The organism is Gordonia sp. 852002-50395_SCH5434458 (assembly GCF_001665905.1).
GTDB classification, from domain to species: Bacteria; Actinomycetota; Actinomycetes; order Mycobacteriales; family Mycobacteriaceae; genus Gordonia; species Gordonia jacobaea.
The window spans coordinates 98,783-115,746 of the sequence record NZ_LZTC01000040.1 but is presented as its reverse complement, the minus strand read 5'-3'; the positions used below and the strand labels follow the sequence as shown (position 1 = coordinate 115,746).

General features: G+C 64.8%; 14 protein-coding genes. 7 read left to right on the top strand and 7 right to left on the bottom strand.

Going from position 1 to position 16,964, the window contains the following annotated elements:
- Window positions 1–103: 103 nt before the first annotated feature.
- Both A5785_RS08910 and A5785_RS08905 read left to right on the top strand, forming a co-directional pair.
- Window positions 104–3,433 carry an arabinosyltransferase domain-containing protein gene (locus A5785_RS08910; protein WP_064865948.1) on the top strand — a complete coding sequence of 1,110 codons (3,330 nt, stop codon included), beginning with the start codon at window positions 104–106 and terminating at the stop codon, window positions 3,431–3,433.
- Window positions 3,423–6,800: an arabinosyltransferase domain-containing protein gene (locus A5785_RS08905; protein WP_156525516.1), complete on the top strand. Its 3,378-nt coding sequence runs from the start codon at window positions 3,423–3,425 to the stop codon at window positions 6,798–6,800. Before A5785_RS08910 ends, A5785_RS08905 begins: the two co-directional genes overlap by 11 nt.
- A 39-nt stretch (window positions 6,801–6,839) precedes the next feature.
- Here A5785_RS08905 and A5785_RS08900 read toward each other — a convergent pair whose 3' ends face one another.
- Window positions 6,840–7,883 carry a DUF3533 domain-containing protein gene (locus A5785_RS08900; RefSeq protein WP_064865946.1) on the bottom strand — a complete coding sequence of 348 codons (1,044 nt, stop codon included), beginning with the start codon at window positions 7,881–7,883 and terminating at the stop codon, window positions 6,840–6,842.
- A gap of 68 nt (window positions 7,884–7,951) precedes the next feature.
- Here A5785_RS08900 and A5785_RS08895 point away from each other — a divergent pair, with 68 nt between their 5' ends.
- Entirely contained in the window at window positions 7,952–8,428 is a 477-nt protein-coding gene (locus tag A5785_RS08895) for a glutathione peroxidase (RefSeq protein WP_064865944.1), read from the top strand.
- Between the two features lie 46 nt (window positions 8,429–8,474).
- On the opposite strand, the gene A5785_RS08890 is transcribed toward A5785_RS08895, so the two are convergent.
- Window positions 8,475–8,948 carry a DUF2231 domain-containing protein gene (locus A5785_RS08890; protein ID WP_064865942.1) on the bottom strand — a complete coding sequence of 158 codons (474 nt, stop codon included), beginning with the start codon at window positions 8,946–8,948 and terminating at the stop codon, window positions 8,475–8,477.
- A gap of 71 nt (window positions 8,949–9,019) precedes the next feature.
- Complete coding sequence (locus A5785_RS08885; protein WP_064865940.1) at window positions 9,020–9,322, bottom strand: DUF2316 family protein; 303 nt, start codon at window positions 9,320–9,322, stop codon at window positions 9,020–9,022.
- A 132-nt stretch (window positions 9,323–9,454) separates the two neighbouring features.
- Here A5785_RS08885 and A5785_RS08880 point away from each other — a divergent pair, with 132 nt between their 5' ends.
- Window positions 9,455–10,228 carry a glucose 1-dehydrogenase gene (locus tag A5785_RS08880; protein WP_064865938.1) on the top strand — a complete coding sequence of 258 codons (774 nt, stop codon included), beginning with the start codon at window positions 9,455–9,457 and terminating at the stop codon, window positions 10,226–10,228.
- A 2-nt stretch (window positions 10,229–10,230) separates the two neighbouring features.
- Here A5785_RS08880 and A5785_RS08875 read toward each other — a convergent pair whose 3' ends face one another.
- A complete protein-coding gene (locus A5785_RS08875; protein ID WP_064865936.1) occupies window positions 10,231–11,118 on the bottom strand; it encodes an alpha/beta hydrolase in 888 nt (295 codons plus the stop codon).
- Between the two features lie 80 nt (window positions 11,119–11,198).
- On the opposite strand from A5785_RS08875, the gene A5785_RS08870 reads away from it, so the two are divergent.
- The 3 genes from A5785_RS08870 (at window position 11,199) to A5785_RS08860 (ending at window position 14,236) form a co-directional block, all read left to right on the top strand.
- Window positions 11,199–13,001: an N-acyl-D-amino-acid deacylase family protein gene (locus A5785_RS08870; protein ID WP_064866189.1), complete on the top strand. Its 1,803-nt coding sequence runs from the start codon at window positions 11,199–11,201 to the stop codon at window positions 12,999–13,001.
- Window positions 13,002–13,203: 202 nt separating this feature from the next.
- Complete coding sequence (locus A5785_RS08865; RefSeq protein ID WP_064865934.1) at window positions 13,204–13,701, top strand: redoxin domain-containing protein; 498 nt, start codon at window positions 13,204–13,206, stop codon at window positions 13,699–13,701.
- 10 nt (window positions 13,702–13,711) lie between these two features.
- The gene (locus A5785_RS08860) at window positions 13,712–14,236 is read left to right on the top strand and encodes a DsbA family protein (protein ID WP_064865932.1); all 525 of its coding nucleotides are present in this window, start codon (window positions 13,712–13,714) and stop codon (window positions 14,234–14,236) included.
- 22 nt (window positions 14,237–14,258) lie between these two features.
- Here the strand turns inward: A5785_RS08860 and A5785_RS08855 are convergent, their stop codons facing one another.
- Genes A5785_RS08855 through A5785_RS08845 form a run of 3 tightly spaced genes read right to left on the bottom strand, consistent with a single transcriptional unit; the run spans window position 14,259 to window position 16,962 of the window.
- Window positions 14,259–15,251 (bottom strand): pyridoxal phosphate-dependent aminotransferase, encoded by a 993-nt coding sequence (locus A5785_RS08855; protein WP_064866187.1) that lies wholly within the window; start codon window positions 15,249–15,251, stop codon window positions 14,259–14,261.
- A gap of 14 nt (window positions 15,252–15,265) precedes the next feature.
- On the bottom strand, window positions 15,266–16,300 hold the full coding sequence (locus A5785_RS08850) for a 3-oxoacyl-ACP synthase III family protein (protein WP_064865930.1): 1,035 nt from the start codon (window positions 16,298–16,300) through the stop codon (window positions 15,266–15,268).
- On the bottom strand, window positions 16,297–16,962 hold the full coding sequence (locus A5785_RS08845; RefSeq protein ID WP_064865928.1) for a hypothetical protein: 666 nt from the start codon (window positions 16,960–16,962) through the stop codon (window positions 16,297–16,299). Before A5785_RS08845 ends, A5785_RS08850 begins: the two co-directional genes overlap by 4 nt.
- Window positions 16,963–16,964: the final 2 nt, after the last annotated feature.

Below are 16,964 nucleotides of genomic sequence, written 5' to 3'. Positions count from 1 at the left end.
TGCCGACGTATTGCTGGATGCGCATGCGACTGTGTCGCGTGACACGCCAGGCCGAAGGGGACCGACTTGGTTTTGTCACAGGCAACCTGACTAGCATTCGCGTGTGACCGAATCGCCGGAGAAGACGACAGCAACGCTGCCCAACCGTCGATCCGACGACCCCAATGGCCGCGCACGACGCCTCTCACCTGGGGCGACGTCAATCGTTGCCGTCGTGGCGGGTGTGATCGCGATTGTTGCGGCTGTGCTCACGCCTTTCCTCCCGGTCACCACGACGACGGCAACCATCACGTGGCCGCAGGGTCAGCAGCTCGGTTCGGCAAACGCCGACATCACCTCTCCGCTCGTCGCCCAGATGGCGCAGGATCTCGACGTCACCATCCCGTGTTCGCTCCTGCGTTCTGCGCCGGCTGATGCGTCGTCGACGATCCTCACGACGATGCCGCCCGCTGCGAAGAACCAGCGGACATCGGCGCTGAACGTGACGGCAGACGCGAACACGGTGACGGTGACGATGCGTGGCGACACGGTCGCGTCTGCCCCGCGCGCCGACGTCGCGTCGGATCGGTGCACGCAGCTCCACATCTTCTCGTCGGCGGCGGGTTCGGGCGCACGCTTTGTGGGACTCGGACCGGTGCAGATGGCGCCGGAAGCCGACCGTCCGCAGGTGGCAGGCCTGTTCACCGACATCCCGACCTCGACGATCACCTCGACGCCCGGATTGTCGGCGCGCATCGTCGTCGACGATCGGTTCGATTCGAGTCCGTCGATCATCAAATGGCTCGTGATGATCGTCGGCGTCCTGGCGGCGATCGTCGCACTCGGTGCGCTTGCTCAACTCGACCGCATCTATGGCTACCACCGGCGAGTCGGTCGGGTGCGGTGGTTGGAGCTGCTTCGTCCGCGCGCCACCGATATCGCCGTGACCGCGATCCTGCTCGTCTGGCACTTCCTCGGAGCAGGCTCGTCCGACGACGGCTACATCCTCAACATGGGCCGGAACGCGGAGCACGCGGGCTACCTGGCCAACTACTACCGCTTCTACGGCATCCCCGAGGCGCCGTTCGACTGGTACTACGACTTCCTCGCACACTGGTCGGCGGTGTCGGCGACGGGTGTGTGGATGCGCATCCCGTCGTTGGTGATCGGGCTGGTGAGCTGGTTCATCCTGAGTCGGGTGCTGCTCCCGCGTCTGGGACGTGCCATCCGCACGTCGCAGTGGGCGATGGTGACCGGCGCCGCGGTCTTTCTCGCATTCTGGCTGCCGATGGCCTCCGGCCTGCGCAGCGAGGGCGTCGTGGTGCTCGGCAGTCTGCTGACCTGGTGGGGCGTCGAGCAGGCCATCGCGACCCGGCGCATGTTGCCTGCCGCGGGAGCGGCCTTCGCCGCCGCTCTGACCCTTGCGACCGCGCCGACGGGTGTCATCGCGGTCGCACTCCTGATCACCGGTGCGCGGCCGATGCTCAAGATCCTTGTTCGACGACGCCGCGAGTCGGGCCTTGCCTCTCTTCTGCTTCCGCTGTTGGCGGCTCCGGCCATCGTGCTGATCATCGTGTTCCGCGACCAGACGCTCGCGTCGGTGTTCGAGGCGATACGGGTGCGCTATACCGTCGGGCCGACGCTGGCCTGGTACCAGGAACTGTTGCGGTATTACTTCCTTGCGGTCAACACGCGCGACGGCTCGCTGGTGCGAAGGGTGCCGGTGCTGTTGCTACTGGTCTCGCTGTTCGTGGTTCTCGCGATCATGCTGCGGCGCAAGCAGATCCGTGGGGTCGACAGCGGACCGGTCTGGCGCATCACCGGGGCGGTACTGATCACGATCGGACTGCTCTCGCTCACCCCGACCAAGTGGACCATTCAGTTCGGCATCTTCGCGGGCCTCGCAGCGGCACTGGCAGCGGTCGCCTGTGTTGCGATCGGCCAGGTGGCGCAACGTAATACGCGTAACCTGTCGATCCTGATCGCAGGTCTGCTCGTCGCCTGCGCGGCCGCGGCGGCCGGATACAACGCATGGCCGTGGTCGTACGACTTCGGCATCTCGTGGTTCGACAAGGCGCCAGTGGTTGCGGGACTGCAGGTCTCGTCGATGTTCCTGGTGCTGGCCGTGATTGCACTCGTCGTCGCGGTGTGGCAGCACCTGCGCCTCGACTACGTCGCCGACACCGGACTGCACCACGACGCGGGCAAACCGCCGAACCGGTGGCGAACCGGCATTGCGTCGTCGCCCATTGCCGTCATCGCGGTGATCATCCTGCTCGCAGAGCTGGCCGTGTTCGCCAAGGCGGCCGTGGCTCGCGCCGACACCTACTCGGTGCTGAAGGGCAACGTGCACGCGGTCACCGGAGGCTGCGGTATGGCCGATTACGTTCTCGTCGAACCCGATTCGAACAAGGGGAGCCTCGCTCCGGTCGACAACGCTTCGCCGTCACAGGCGTTGGAGGGCACTGCACGGGGCTTCTCGGCCCAGGGTGTCGCCGACGACCTCACGCCGGAGGCGGATTCGATCAAGCCGGGTACGCAGAACACCTCGGCCGATCTCTCGAAGACCTTCGTCGTGGCCGGTGGTGCCCCGGGGACGACGGGCGGTCGCGGACCGGAAGGGGTCAACGGCAGCACCGCGGCATTGCCCTTCGGACTCGACCCCGCGACGACGCCGGTGATGGGCAGTTACGGAGCCGACGGGCAGGCATCGCTGACGACCGACTGGTATCGACTGCCCGCGCGCGACTCCTCGCCGCTGATCGTCATCACGGCGGCAGGCGCGCTCGCCTCGACCGATCCCGACGGTGTCACGACATACGGGCAATCGCTGCAGGTGGAGTTCGGCGTCGAGCAGGACGGAAAGTTCCAGCAGGTCGGTGCCGCCGTGCAGCCGATCGACGCCGACCGCAAGGCGAATCGGCCGTGGCGCAACCTGCGCATCCCGATGTCGTCGGTACCCGCCGGTGCGACAGCGATGCGGATCGTCGCCACCGACAACAACCTCGACCCCGACCAGTGGCTCGCGGTGACGCCGCCGCGCGCGCCAGAGTTGAAGACGCTGCAGGATGTCGTCGGATCGTCGGACCCGGTGCTCGTCGACTTCGCGGTCGGCGCGGCATTCCCGTGCCAGCACCCGATGGATGCGTCCAACGGCGTCAACCAGATTCCGCAGTGGCGAATCCTGCCGGAGCTGTCGGTGGCGAACTCGCAGTCGAAGACGTGGATGGCCACCGTCAACGGCGGACTGCTCACCACGGCGGAAGCGCTGACGACGCCGTCGACGATGGCGACGTATCTGAAGAACGACTGGTATCGCGATTGGGGCAGCCTGCAACGGTTGTCGCCGTTGGTGCCGGACGCGGTGCCCGCAGCGGTGAGTACCGGAACGTCGACCAGGTGGGGCTGGAGCCGTCCCGGAGCAATGCAGGTGGTGCCAGAAGATGATGAGTGAGACGTCGGTGAACGCAACGGGGAACGGCGACGAGAAGCCGAGCGACAAGGGCACGGGCGGACCGGTGTCGTCGAAATCGGCCGATCGGATCAGGATCGCGAAGATCGTCGCGGTGGTCGCCGGGCTCATCGGCATCGTCATCGCGTTGCTGACCCCGTTCCTTCCGGTCAATTACACCAAGACGGAACTGACCTGGCCGCAACAGAATTCGGTCGGCAGCGTGGCAGCGCCGAGCGTCTCGTTCTCGCCGGTCTCGATGGACGTGTCCGTCCCGTGCTCGCTCGCCAAGAGTCTGCCCGCCTCGGGTGGCGTGATCGTCTCGACGGTGCCGTGGAACGGAGCCGATGCCAACAAGGTCGGCTTCTTCATCCGCGCCACCCGCGACTCGTTGCAGTTGACGCAGCGAAACATCGTGTTGCTCAGTGCGCCTCGAAGCGCGGCAGAGAACTCTCCCGGGTGTCGCGTCGTCTTCCACGCCGACACCGACGGCGCTGCAGGCAAATTCGAGAACCTCTCGACAACCGACACCGGTCTGGGGTCATTCGACCTGCGAGACGCGACGGCACGTCCGCAGATCATCGGTGTGTACTCGCAGTTGCCGCAGGATGCGCCGACGGAAGGCCTGTCGTTCCGCGCGACACTGGACACCCGGTTCGTGTCGACCCCGACAACGCTGAAGTTCTGGCTCCTGGTCATCGGCGTCGTCATGACGATTGCCTCGATGCTCGCGCTGGCCGTGCTCGACGCCCGTGACGGACGGGGTGTCCACAAGCTCTTCCCACAGGGCTGGTGGCGACCGCGCTGGGTCGACGCCTTCGTCACGCTCGTCCTGCTGATCTGGTTGTTCGTCGGTGGCAACACGGCAGACGACGGGTATCAGGTCACCGTCGCACGAGTCGCCCGCAACGCCGGATACCTCGACAACTACTACCGGTATTTCGGTGTGCCGCAAGACCCGTTCGGTTGGCACTACCAATACCTCTCGCTGTGGATGGAGGTGAGCACGGCGACGCCGTGGCTGCGGCTATTGCCGTTCCTCTACGCGGTGGTCGGCTGGTGGCTGATCAGCCGCGCAGCCATCCCACGACTGGGCTACGCGGTCCGGACGTCGCAGTCCGCGATCTGGGCGGCCGCACTCGTGTTCCTCGCGGTGTGGATGCCGTTCAACAACGGGCTTCGCGTGGAACCGATCATCGCCGTCGGCACGCTGCTGGCGTGGGTACTCGTGGAGCGGGCGATAGCGACCGGAAGATTCTTCCCGCTGACGCTCGCGATCGTGGTCGCGGCGTTCACCCTGACGATCCACCCGACCGGCGTGATCGCTGCCATCCCGCTCATCGCGGGAATCCGACCCCTGCTGAAGCGTCTGATGATCAGACGACGACGAGACGGGTTGTGGCCCATCCTCATACCGATTCTGGCGTCGGGACTCGTCGTGCTCTACGAGATCTTCGCCGACCAGACACTCGCTGCGATTCGCGAGGCCATCAGGGTCAACTCTGCCGTCGGTCCGACCAACAAGTGGTGGGAGGAGGGCATGCGTTACTACATGCTCATGAATCCCACCGCAGACGGCGGTATCGCGCGACGCTTCGGTGTGCTCATCACCTTCGTGTGTCTGATCGTCGTGGTGGTCATGCTGCTCAACCGTCGACGGTTGGCGGGCATTGCGTCGGCTCCCACCTGGCGGTTGGTCGCCACGGTCGCGGGCACTGCCGTGATGATGGCGTTCCTGCCTACCAAGTGGACTCACCAGATGGGTGTGTATGCCTGCATCGCAGGCGCTTTGGCCGCCGTCGCAACCGTGTGCGTCGACCGCGCGGTGATGCGTCGACGACGCAACCGCACCCTTTTCGCGGCCGCGTGCGCGTACGTGCTGGCGCTGGCCTTCTCGGGGCGCAATCAGTGGTGGTACGTCGGTAGCTACGGAATTCCTTGGCGCGACGCCGTTCCCGACGTGAAGGGCATCCCTGTCTGGGCGGTCATCCTCACTGTCGCGGTGCTGCTCACCATTCTCGGTCTCTGGCAACACTTCCGCGACGACTACGTCTCCGACGACGTTCGACGCGGCGAGGAGCGGGTGTCGAAGAACCGGTGGACAGCCTGGCTGCGCTCGCCGTCGATCATCGTCGTGTCGGTGATCATGCTGCTGTTCACGCTGGTCTCCTTCGCGAAGGCGGATTGGACACAACGTAATTCGTGGTCGTGGCTGAGTTCGAACGTTGCGGCGGTACGCGGTGAGCCGTGCGCGCTCGCCGACGCGGTGCTCGTCGAGAAGGACGTCAATTCCGGTCTGCTCGCGCCGGCACGTGTTGCGGGACAGAACAACCCGTCGCCGGGGGCTGCGCTCGCGGGTGCCGACGCGACCGGCTTCGACCCGAACGGCGTCGGATCTGATCTCTCCGATGACGGCACGGAATCGGATTCGTCAACGGGGACATCGTCGGCCGAGGTCGACCGGACACAATCGGACGCGACCGAACAGACCGGAACCGACGGTAGTAGTCCGTCGAGCGACACCGCAGGCGGAACCACGTCGACCACCGGCATCAACGGCTCCCAGGTGAAACTGCCATTCGGGCTGTCGCCGCAGCGCACACCGGTGCTCGGTACCTACGGATCCCCCTCGGGCACAGGCAGTCTGACTTCGGATTGGTATCAGCTGCCCGCGCGCGGTTCCGATACTCCGCTCATCACGATGTCGGTTGCGGGACAGATCGAATACGTCGACGATCTCGCCGTCACGCGTTCGGGGCAGCAGGTTCGCCTCCAGTTCGGCCGTGTGGGTCCGGACGGTTCGGTGACACCTGCGGGGATCATGACCCCGATGGATATCGGCGGTGCACCTGCGTGGCGCAACCTGCGGTTCCCGCTCGACGGTGCTCCGCAGGGTGCGACGGTGGTGCGCGTGCTCGCGCAGGACACGTCGACCAACTCCGATCAGTGGCTTGCCGTCACTCCACCTCGTGTCTCAAAGATGGTCACGCTCAACGACCTCGTGGGTAGCGAGGCTCCCGTGATGATCGACTGGGAGGCCGCACTGGCATTCCCGTGTCAGCGTCCCGCACAGGTGCACAACGGCGTGCTGGAAACACCGGAGTGGCGGATCTCGCCCGACCGTGAAGGCGAGCGGGTCAATTCGCAGCGCTGGATGGCGGGGACCGCGGGCGGTCCGCTCGGCATCGTCGAGAACCAAATGCGCCCAACGGTGTTGCCGTCGTATCTACGCAACGACTGGGCTAAGGACTGGGGCATGCTGCAGCGGCTCACACCGCTCGTGCCGCAGAAGCCCGCAGAACTCACGGTGACGACCGACGTCCACAACGGACTCTGGTCGCCGGGACAGATTCGCGCAGTTGGGTTCTGAGTCCTGCCGGGCTCTGTCGCCTTGCCTGTTTCTGCGATCTCAGGCGGCGCCGATGTCGGAGGTGGGTGCGTTCGGGGTCTTGTGGCCCCGAACGCGCCGCTCGAACAGGTAGACGGCGACACTCACCGCGGACCACGTGGTGAGCACCAGGAACGGCCAGACATGTTGATGCCCGCGGAAATACACTGCGGTGTGCAGCGCGTTGACCGACGCGCCGGGTGGTAGCCAGCCGCCGATGGTTGCGATCACCCGGGGTAGCAGCGGCCACGCGACGGAGCCGCCCGACGATGGATTACCCAGCAGCACCATGACCGCCCACGTCGGCAGGATTGCCCAGCGGCCGAACATCGCGCTGAACATCGTGAAGATCATGCCGCAGGTGAACATCGTCAGGGCAAGAATGAGCCACACCTCGAACACCGGCAGCGTCAGTGCACCGATGATCCAGTCGATCATGGCGCAGATGGTGAAGCCGCCCAGTAGCGAGTACAACGCGGTGAATCCGATTCTCTCCCAGGGCCGCAACTTGTTGGCATGCACGCCGAGCTGGATCGCGCCGACGAATCCGATGATGACCGCGGCAAGCATCATGTAGAAGATGGTGAGCCCGTGCGGATCTCGGGGTTGTAGTGGATTGACGTCGCGGATGCTCACGCGGTAGCCGGTCCCGGCGGCTGCACGCGGCATGCTCTGCTCGAGGAGTTGGGCGACCGTCGCACCGGACGCGCTCGACAGTTCGACATCGATGGTGCGCGCCGTGGTGTCGATGTCGACAACCGCGAAGACCTGTTGGTTCTGCAACTGTTCGACGGCTTCGGCATGGGTTGGTAGATGACGCACATCGACCGAACTGCCGAGTTCGCGCGCGAGCCGTGCCTCGACATCGGCTGACTGTGGCGGTGGCAGGTCACCGACGACGGCGATCGGCACGCGTTCGGGTTTCGGGTTGGCCGTCGAGTACGTGTAGGAGCCGACGAACAACGCCGCCGCGATGCCGAGGATCACCACGATCACCAGCGCGGGCGCGAACCGAGAGGTGCGGATGGCGTGCCATGCCCTGCGGAAGTCATCTGTGGTGCGCACGCCTCGAGGCTATTCGTTCGTCGGATAGGCTGCGGAGAAGCTGATCGGAACGACCCGGAGGTAAGTCCATGACCAGTGCCTACGACTTCACGGCGACGGACATCGACGGCAACACCGTCGACCTCGACGACTACCGGGGGCAACCGTTGCTGATCGTCAACACCGCGTCGAAGTGCGGTTTCACCCCGCAGTACAAGGGACTCGAAGAGCTCAGCAAGACCTACGCCGAGAGCGGACTCGTCGTACTCGGGTTCCCCTGTGATCAGTTCGCTCATCAGGAACCGGGCGACGAGGCGGAGATCAAGAACTTCTGCTCGCTCACCTACGACGTCAGCTTCCCGATGTTCGCGAAGGTCGACGTCAACGGGTCCGACGCGCATCCGCTTTTCGCGTGGCTACGCGAGCAGAAGTCGGGCGTGCTCGGCAATCGCATCAAGTGGAACTTCACCAAGTTCCTCGTGAACCGCGACGGTCAGGTCGTCGACCGCTTCGCGCCGACGGTGAAGCCCGAGAAGCTGACCGGAGACATCGACAAGGTGATCTGAGAACGGGTGTGCGCTTTGTGGCCGTTTGTGTGCCGTGTGACCGTCGTCAGCCCAGCCACACAGATCGCGCGCCGGAATCGCCGACGCGGACGACCATCACCACGGCGCCAAGCGCCACAACGATGGTCGCAACCGCGAGCGCGACCCGCAGCCAACCGTGCGCGCGTACCGAAGCCGCAGCAGGTATCCGGCGCGCGATGGTGTCGTCGTACATCGCCCAGGAGAGTACGACCAGTACGAAAAGCGCTGCGACCCAATAGAGCATCTGGCCGCCGAGTTCGGTATGGCGGTGGAGTGCTTCTGATCGCGGTAGCTGCTTCTCCAATGCCTCACCCGCGGAAGTGGTGAGCGGTGTGATGGCCATCGCGACAACCGCGACCGCCGGTGTGAACCAGCCGAGCCGTCGGCGTGCTGCCGGCCATATGCTCGCGAGGATCGCCAGGACGGCCGTGAGGGGAATCGCCACCACCGCAAGGTGAACAAACAGGGGGTGCGCGGGCAGTCCGGCAATCGTGTCCATCGCACGAGTGTGACGGTCAGTCGCTGAAGGACCGCTGAGAATGCGTCGGCAAGCCCATCGCGTGGAGCGACTCAGTCCGAGAAGCGATGATCGCCGACGCCGAACCAGGCCTGCGCGGCCGATCGCATCCGCTCGGGAAGGTACGTGTACGCGTGTGGCTGGGCGCCCGCCGCGCGGGCCGCGGATTCGAGGTGATCGCGCAGGCGCCACACCAGTGCCGGATCGGTCGCGGGTCCGATGTCGAGTGCATCCTCCACTTCGGCCGTCGACAAACCGAGTTGTGCTGCGAGAGTTGCGGTATCGAGACCGGCGAGGTCGAGATTCGCGCGCAGCTCCGCGCTCGTGACGCGGCGTTGGTGTGCGTTCAGAGACATGATCGTCGTCTCCTTGTCTCTAGTTGGTCTGCGCAGTCGTTAGTTGGTCCGCGCACCAGTCTATGAAATTCACGCCATACAGCGACAAGGCAAGCGTATGGTCGCCCGAGACGGAGCCTGGAAGGGGAGACGATGACCGAGCGGATGGCAGGCAAGGTTGCGCTGGTGAGCGGCGGTGCGCGGGGCATGGGTGCAGCGCACGTGCGCGAGATGATCGCGGAGGGCGCGCGCGTGGTCGCCGGTGACATCCTCGACGACGAGGGCAAGGCGCTGGCCGACGAACTGGGTGAATCGGTGCGCTACGTCCATCTCGACGTCACCGAACCCGACGACTGGCAGGCCGCTGTCGCGTCCACGGTCGACACCTTCGGGTGGCTGGACGTCTTGGTGAACAACGCGGGAATCGTGAACTTCGGTCTGTTCGAGGACTATTCACTCGACGACTGGCGCACGATCCTCGATGTGAACCTGACCGGAGTGTTCCTCGGCATCAAATCTGTTGTGCCGCAGATGAAGCAGGCCGGCCACGGCTCGATCATCAACATCTCGTCGATCGAGGGGTTGGCGGGGACGATTGCCACCCACGGCTACACAGCGTCGAAGTTCGGTGTGCGTGGACTCACCAAGTCGGCTGCGCTGGAGTTGGGGCCGAGCGGCATTCGGGTCAACTCGGTGCACCCCGGCCTGATCAAGACGCCGATGACGGAATGGGTGCCCGACGACATCTTCCAGACCGCACTCGGTAGGGCTGCGGAGCCGTCCGAGGTGTCGAAACTCGTTGTCTACCTGGCTTCCGACGAGTCGAGCTACTCAACGGGGGCGGAGTTCGTCGTCGACGGTGGTGTGGTTGCGGGATTGGCGCACAAGGACTTCGGAGTCGTCGACGCGTCGGAGGTTGACGGCTGACCTCACACGGCGGAGAGCTCTCTACGCAGGAACGAGCGCAGTGACTCGTTGAAACGTTGCGTGGTAGGTGCTTTCGGCGCAATCTGATCGAACGCGTGGAAGGCGCCGTCGGCGATCTCGACATCGCAGTCGACCCCCGCCTCACGAAGTCGTCGTGCGTAGTCGAGTGTCTCGTCGTGGAACAGGTCGCAGGTTCCGACGCCGAGCCAGGTAGGCGGTAAGCCGCCGAGATCTGCGCGGCGTGCGGGTACGGCCCGCTGCCTGTCCGCAGCGCCGAGGTAGAGATCCCACCCCCGCTGATTGTCACGCTCAGACCAGAGCACGTATCGACGTCCCGTTGGTGTCGCCGCGGTCCGGTCGTCGAGCATCGGATACACGAGAGCCTGTGCGGCAAGCGGGATGTCGCCACGATCGCGTGTCAGTAGTGCGAGCGCCGCGGTCAGGCCGCCGCCCGCGCTGGCGCCGGCGATTGCGATGCGATCGCGGTCGACCCACGGTTGCTCGGCCAGCCATGCGAGCGCGGTATAGCAGTCCTCGAGCGGTGTCGGATACGGGTATTGCGGCGCGAGTCTGTAGTTGACGGCAGCCACCGTGATGCCGGTGGCGTCGGCGAGGTCGCGGCAGTAGATGTCATCTTGTCCGGCAGAACCGAGCACGTACCCGCCGCCGTGGATCCACAGCATCGCGGTGCCGGTGTTCTGTGCTCCGGTTGGCCGGTGGAGGCGAATCGATACCCCTGGCGCGATCGCGACCGTCGGGACGCCGCGCACGCGGGCCAGGGGCATACCGCCGAGTCGTAGGACGCCTCGCGGCATGTGCCGCAGTCCGATTCCGCGAGGAATCCAGCGTGCGGTGCGTCGAAGGTCGGGAGCGATGTCGGCGGTCGTCACCAACTGGACTATACATTTCCAAGAAAGTGTCTACATCGAGTGTGATCTGTGCCACGATGAGCCCGGCGAAGGGAGTGGCCATGTCCACATTTGACACAGTCGTTCGAGGTGGCCGGTGGTTCGACGGCACGGGGGCGCCGTCGGCGATCCGTGACATCGGTATTCGCGACGGTCGTGTGGCCGCGATTAGTACCGAGCCGCTCGACACCGACGGCGCGCAGGTCATCGACGCCGAGGGGGCGTGGGTGACGCCGGGTCTGATCGATATCCACACCCATTACGACGTCGAGGTTCTCGACACCCCGGAGCTGACCGAGTCGCTTCGCCACGGCGTGACCACAGTGTTCATCGGGTCGTGCTCGCTGTCGACGATCTACGTCAACGGGGAGGAGGCGGGCGACCTCTTCGGGCGCGTCGAAGCGATCCCGCGCGACCACGTCATCTCCGCGGTGGACGAACACAAGGACTGGTCGTCGCCGAGGGAGTACGTCGAGCGATTGGAAGGTCTGCCGCTCGGGGCGAATCTCGCTGCATTCATCGGACATTCGGACATGCGTACGTCTGTGATGGGTCTCGATCGTGCGACACGCTCGGATGTTCGACCCACACGCGCTGAGCAGGCACGGATGGAAGAGATGCTCGGCGACGCGCTCGTCGAGGGATTCGTCGGACTCTCGTCGCAGCAGCTCAAGTTCGACAAGCTCGACGGCGTGACATGTCAGTCGCGCACCCTGCCGTCGACATACGCCAAACCCAAAGAGCTGCGTCGACTCAAGAGCATGCTGCGACACAGCGGCCGGGTGCTGCAGTCGGGACCCGACATTCAGAACCCGCTCAATCTGCTGTCGCAGATGGTGCAGTCGATCGGCTTCGGGCGCCCTGTGCTGAAGACATCGCTGCTGTCTGCGGCCGACGTGAAGTCGAACGAGAAAGCGCTGATCCTGATGGACCGGCCCACCGCGCTCATCAATCGCTTGGGCGGCGACTTCCGCTGGCAGCACCTGCCGGTGCCGTTCGAGGTGTACGCGGACGGTATCGATCTGGTGATCTTCGAGGAATTCGGTTCCGGCGCAGCGGCATTGCACCTGCGTGACGACATCGAACGAGATGCGCTCATCCAAGATGAGGAGTACCGGCGCAGGTTCCGCAAGGACTACGAGCAGAAGTTCGGCATCAGGGTGTGGCACCGCGACTTCTTCGACGCCGACATCGTCGCGTGTCCCGACGAGTCGGTGATCGGAAAGTCGTTCGGTCAGGTCGGACTCGATCGTGGCGGACTCCACCCGGTGGACGCCTTCCTCGACCTCGTCGTCGAACACGGCCGTGAGATCCGTTGGCGCACAACCATCTCGAATCATCGTCCGGAAATGCTCAAGAAGATCGCCACCTGGCCAACAGTCCAGATGGGCTTCTCCGACGCCGGAGCGCACCTGCGCAACATGGCCTTCTACAACAGCGGGCTGCGGTTGCTGCGCCATGTCCGTGACGCCGAGCAGGCCGGAAAGCCTTTCATGAGTACCGAATACGCGGTCCATCGCCTCACCGGTGAGGTCGCCGACTTCTACGACATCGACGCGGGAGACCTGCGCGTCGGCGACCGAGCCGACCTCGTCGTGATCGATCCCGAACACCTCGACGAGCAACTCGAAGCGTACGGCGAGGCGCCGATCGAACAGTTCGGCCAGATGTCGCGCATGGTGAACCGAAACGACGCCGCAATCAGAGCCGTCATGGTGAGCGGACAGATCGTGTTCGCCGACGGTGAGTTCGCGCAGTCCGTGGGGACGGTGCGCACGGGTAGCTTCCTGCGAGCCGGGCACACCACTCCGCCGACAATTGCGCCGCCGGCGACAGCTGAGCGTGAACTCATCCGGACGAGCTGAGTGGGGTCGAGCTGAGTGCGGTCGGAACTGAGTGCGGTCGGGGAGTCATTCAGGACTTCCCGACAGGCACTACGCCTCGAAAGTCACTGTTACGTATAGGTGCGACAGCGGTTTGCGTCGCATCTCCACTGGCAGACGTCAGTACGCAGAAGTCGCCGGGCTTTCAGTGCGGTGACCCCCTTTTGCGTGCAACGATCGGAGTATGGCCGACACAAGCACCGCACCAGACAGCATCCTTGAGGCCGGTACCACCGCGCCCGATTTCACCCTCAAGGCGACGCCCGATCAATCGCTGAGCCTCTCTGAACTCAAGGGCAATCCCGTTGTCCTCGTGTTCTATCCCGCCGACTGGAGTCAGGTATGCGGCGACGAACTCGCCGTCTTTAACCAGTCGCTACCGCTGCTACAGGATTACAGCGCGGTTCTCCTCGGCATCTCGGTCGACAGCGCGTGGAGTCACCAGGCGTTCAAGGAGTCGCGCAAGCTCGGCTACGACCTCCTTGCTGACTACAACCCCAAGGGCGCGGTCTCCAAGGAGTACGGCGCGTACGACGAACAGGCCGGCTGCTCCAAGCGCGCTCTGTTCGTCGTCGACGCAGACGGCGTCATCTCGTGGAGCTACCTGTCGCCGATGGCCATCAACCCGGGTGTGAACGGGGTGCTCGACGCCCTCGAAGCCCTCAAGAACAAGAACGCGTGAGGAGCCGACCATGCCACTGACCCAACCCGTGGGATCCGACGACTACATTCAGGGACCGTCCGACGCCGCTCTCACACTCGTCGAGTACGGCGACTATCAGTGTTCCTATTGCGGGCAGGCCTATCCGATCGTGAAGCAACTCCAGCGCAGCTATCCCGACTCGCTGCGGTTTGTCTTTCGCAACTTCCCGATCCCCGAGATCCACCCGCAGGCACTCGCAGCGGCGGAGTTCGCCGAATACGCGGGCGACCAGGGCAAGTTCTGGGAGGCGCACGACGCGCTGTATGAGAATCAGGATCAGCTCGGCGAGAGCTTCTATCGCGAGTTGGCGACGAGTCTCGGACTGGACCCTGCCGCAGCGGAGGCCGCAGTGAGTGCGCAGCAGTTCGGTGATCGCATCCAGGGTCAGATCAACAGTGGGCTCCGCAGCGGCGTCAACGGCACGCCCGCCTTCTTCATCAACGAGCAGTTCTTTCCGGGACCCTTCACCGAACTCCCCGAGGTGCTCGAGCAGATCTTCGCGTCGGGACGCTGACACCGCTCAGGCAGTTGCTCGCTCAGGCAGTTGCTGCCGTCGCGCGCAACGCGGCGAGTACACGCGCGTTGCTGAAGGTGTCGCCGACGGTGATCCGGACGCCGTGACCGGGAACTGTCTTCACCGCAACGCCGCATGTCCCGAGCAGCGAGCCGAGCGCCACTCCGTCCGCGCCGGGCAGATAGACGAAGTTGCCCTCACCCGCGATGGTCGACGCGCCTATCGCGTGCAGTTGCGCGGACAGCCGATCACGCGCGCCGCGCATGGCCTCGACCCGGTGCGCGAGCGCCGTCGTCGCGGCCAATGCCACCGGCACCGCGGCTTGGGCCGGCGCGCTCACCGCAAACGGAATCTCGAATCGACGGATCTCAGACATCAGCCGCTCGTCACCGACGCCGTATCCGACCCGCAGAGCCGCGAGACCGTGTGCCTTGCTGAAGGTTCGGACGACCACCAATCGGGGATGCCGTGCGATCAGCCGGTGCAGATCTGGTGCGGCAGTACTGAACTCGATGTAGGCCTGATCGAGAATGACCGTCACGTGGTCGGGTAGTGAGGTCAGGAACGCATGTAGTTCGCGTTCGTCGACGACCGTACCCGTCGGGTTGTGTGGGGAGCAGACGATCACGGCGACGGTCGACGCGGTGACGGAGGTGCGCAGCGCGTCGAGGTCGACCCCTCCGCCGCGATCAAGCGGCACACCGCGAAAGTCCATGCGCAGCAACTGTGCGAGGATCGGGAACCCGTCGAAGGTCGGGGTCGCGGTCACCAGTTCGGGCGCGACGCCGTGGTATTGGTCGAGAGCTGCCTGCAGGGCCTGGAGGATGACCCCGGTTGCTCCAGCGCCGACGGTGACCATGTCGTCGGACACTCCCAGATGGTGTGCGATGACGCGACGGGAACCGTGCGGAGTGAACTCCGGGTAGCGGTGTGCCGACAGCACCTGTTGATGGAGAACTTCGGCGACCGCGGGCAGTGGCGGATAGGCTGACTCGTTCAGGTTGAGTCTAATCATGTTGTCGGCGAACACTAGTGACGATCCGACCAACGAATCGCCGCCGCTCCCGCGAAGTCTCCGGCGTGGGCGAACGCCGACATCATGACAACGTCACCGGGCTGGATGCGCCCGTCGGACACCGCCGTGTCCAGAGTGATCGGAAGCCCGACGCCGAACAGGTTTCCGCACTCGTCGAAGGTGTCCGGGTGTCGTTGCTCGGGCAACTCGAGCGCGTCGCGCCAGTTGCGTAGAAAGATGCGGTTCGGCTGGTTGGTGATGAACCAGTCGAGCTCGGACGGGCGGATGTCGATGGAGTCGGCCACCTCGATGGCAGCAGCGGGAACCATGCGATTGCCGCGCGCGAGAACCTTGGTGATCTTCGCTTCGGTGAAGCCGATGTGAATTTCTCCGGTGCCCGCTTCCCAGTAGCGACGGTCGGGTTCTGCCACCGATGTCATGTCGGCCGAGTACTCGCCGTACGAGTGGGTGACCAGTCCGAGGACCGGGGAACCCGCCGGACCGTCGAGGCTCACCACCGCCGCTGCCGCGCCGTCGCCGGGGATCGCGGCCTGTGCCTTGCCGCGAACCTGCTCCTGGGTGAAGATCTGGGATGCGCTGTTCTGTGCCAATCCCAATAGCGCCTTGCCGCCGCCTGCCGCTGCGAGCAGCGCAGCCGCGAGATCGAGCATGTGGATGAACGCGGCGCAGCCGCCGTTGTGGACGTCGAGAACCGTGGTGGGTCGCAGACCGAGACGATCGGCGAGCTCGCCGCCACATCCACGAACCGGTACCTCGGGAAGTTGGCTGTGCGTCAGGACGACGGTGACGTCGTCGAGGTAGTCGTCCCCATGTCTTTCGGTGAGAGTTCTTGCGGCAGAGACCATCATGTCGGCCGACGTCTCGTTTTCTGCTGCGTGGTGCCGGAATGCCGGCGCCGAGAACATGATGTTGTCGGCGAGGTCGTCGTTCTCCGCGAACTGGCTGAAATAGGATGCGGGAACGCGATTCTCGGGCAGATACCCCGCAACGTCCGCGAGGACGACGGCGGGCGCAGTCGGGTTGTTCATGAGCGCATCCAATCGGGCGTAAGGGGCAAATTGTTGGCGTGGCGATACTCGGCGATCGCGGTGAGGTTGTTCAGTTCGAGCTGGTGTCCTGCTGCGAACATGTCCCAGAAGTCGCCGACCCAGACCGGACGGTCGGCGGGTGCCGTTTCTGGGTACGGATTTCGCTCATAGAAGGGATGTCGGCAATTGGTCCACAACACCACCGACCCCGGCTTATCGAGCACGATCTGGGCGTCGACGACGCGCATCAGATAGATCATCCACAGGTGTTTGCCCTGATCCCACGCGCAGTGATAGTCGACGGTCATCGCGTCGGGATTGGCGACCGTACGCGTGTAGATGTCGGTGGCGTCGCCCAGTCTGTCCGACGCCAACCACAATCCCGGCTCGTCGGTCGGCGTGAATCCGCGGAGGCTGTAGGTCCACTCTTCGAGAGACCTTGTGTCGGAGAGCCATTCGTACAGTTCGCGGGCCGGCGCGTTGACGTAACCCTGTACCGGACAGAAGTCGCCGAAGATCTGGTCGTGCGGATAGACCGATCGCAGCATGTCGAGAATGATCGGCGTGGCGGTCTGTCGCGGGTGGGTCTCGATGCGGGTCAACCCGTCGAGCTCGTCGGCTTGCCGGCCCAGGTCGGCCAGCGGTGTGGTCTCGATGGTCATGA

Excerpts from the sequence above, each read along its gene's own strand:
- A5785_RS08905 (WP_156525516.1), top strand. The coding sequence starts at position 3,423 with ATGATGAGTGAGACGTCGGTGAACGCAACGGGGAACGGCGACGAGAAG.
- A5785_RS08895 (WP_064865944.1), top strand. The coding sequence starts at position 7,952 with ATGACCAGTGCCTACGACTTCACGGCGACGGACATCGACGGCAACACC.
- A5785_RS08890 (WP_064865942.1), bottom strand. The coding sequence starts at position 8,948 with ATGGACACGATTGCCGGACTGCCCGCGCACCCCCTGTTTGTTCACCTT.
- A5785_RS08885 (WP_064865940.1), bottom strand. The coding sequence starts at position 9,322 with ATGTCTCTGAACGCACACCAACGCCGCGTCACGAGCGCGGAGCTGCGC.
- A5785_RS08880 (WP_064865938.1), top strand. The coding sequence starts at position 9,455 with ATGACCGAGCGGATGGCAGGCAAGGTTGCGCTGGTGAGCGGCGGTGCG.
- A5785_RS08870 (WP_064866189.1), top strand. The coding sequence starts at position 11,199 with ATGTCCACATTTGACACAGTCGTTCGAGGTGGCCGGTGGTTCGACGGC.
- A5785_RS08865 (WP_064865934.1), top strand. The coding sequence starts at position 13,204 with ATGGCCGACACAAGCACCGCACCAGACAGCATCCTTGAGGCCGGTACC.
- A5785_RS08860 (WP_064865932.1), top strand. The coding sequence starts at position 13,712 with ATGCCACTGACCCAACCCGTGGGATCCGACGACTACATTCAGGGACCG.
- A5785_RS08855 (WP_064866187.1), bottom strand. The coding sequence starts at position 15,251 with ATGATTAGACTCAACCTGAACGAGTCAGCCTATCCGCCACTGCCCGCG.
- A5785_RS08850 (WP_064865930.1), bottom strand. The coding sequence starts at position 16,300 with ATGAACAACCCGACTGCGCCCGCCGTCGTCCTCGCGGACGTTGCGGGG.
- A5785_RS08845 (WP_064865928.1), bottom strand. The coding sequence starts at position 16,962 with ATGACCATCGAGACCACACCGCTGGCCGACCTGGGCCGGCAAGCCGAC.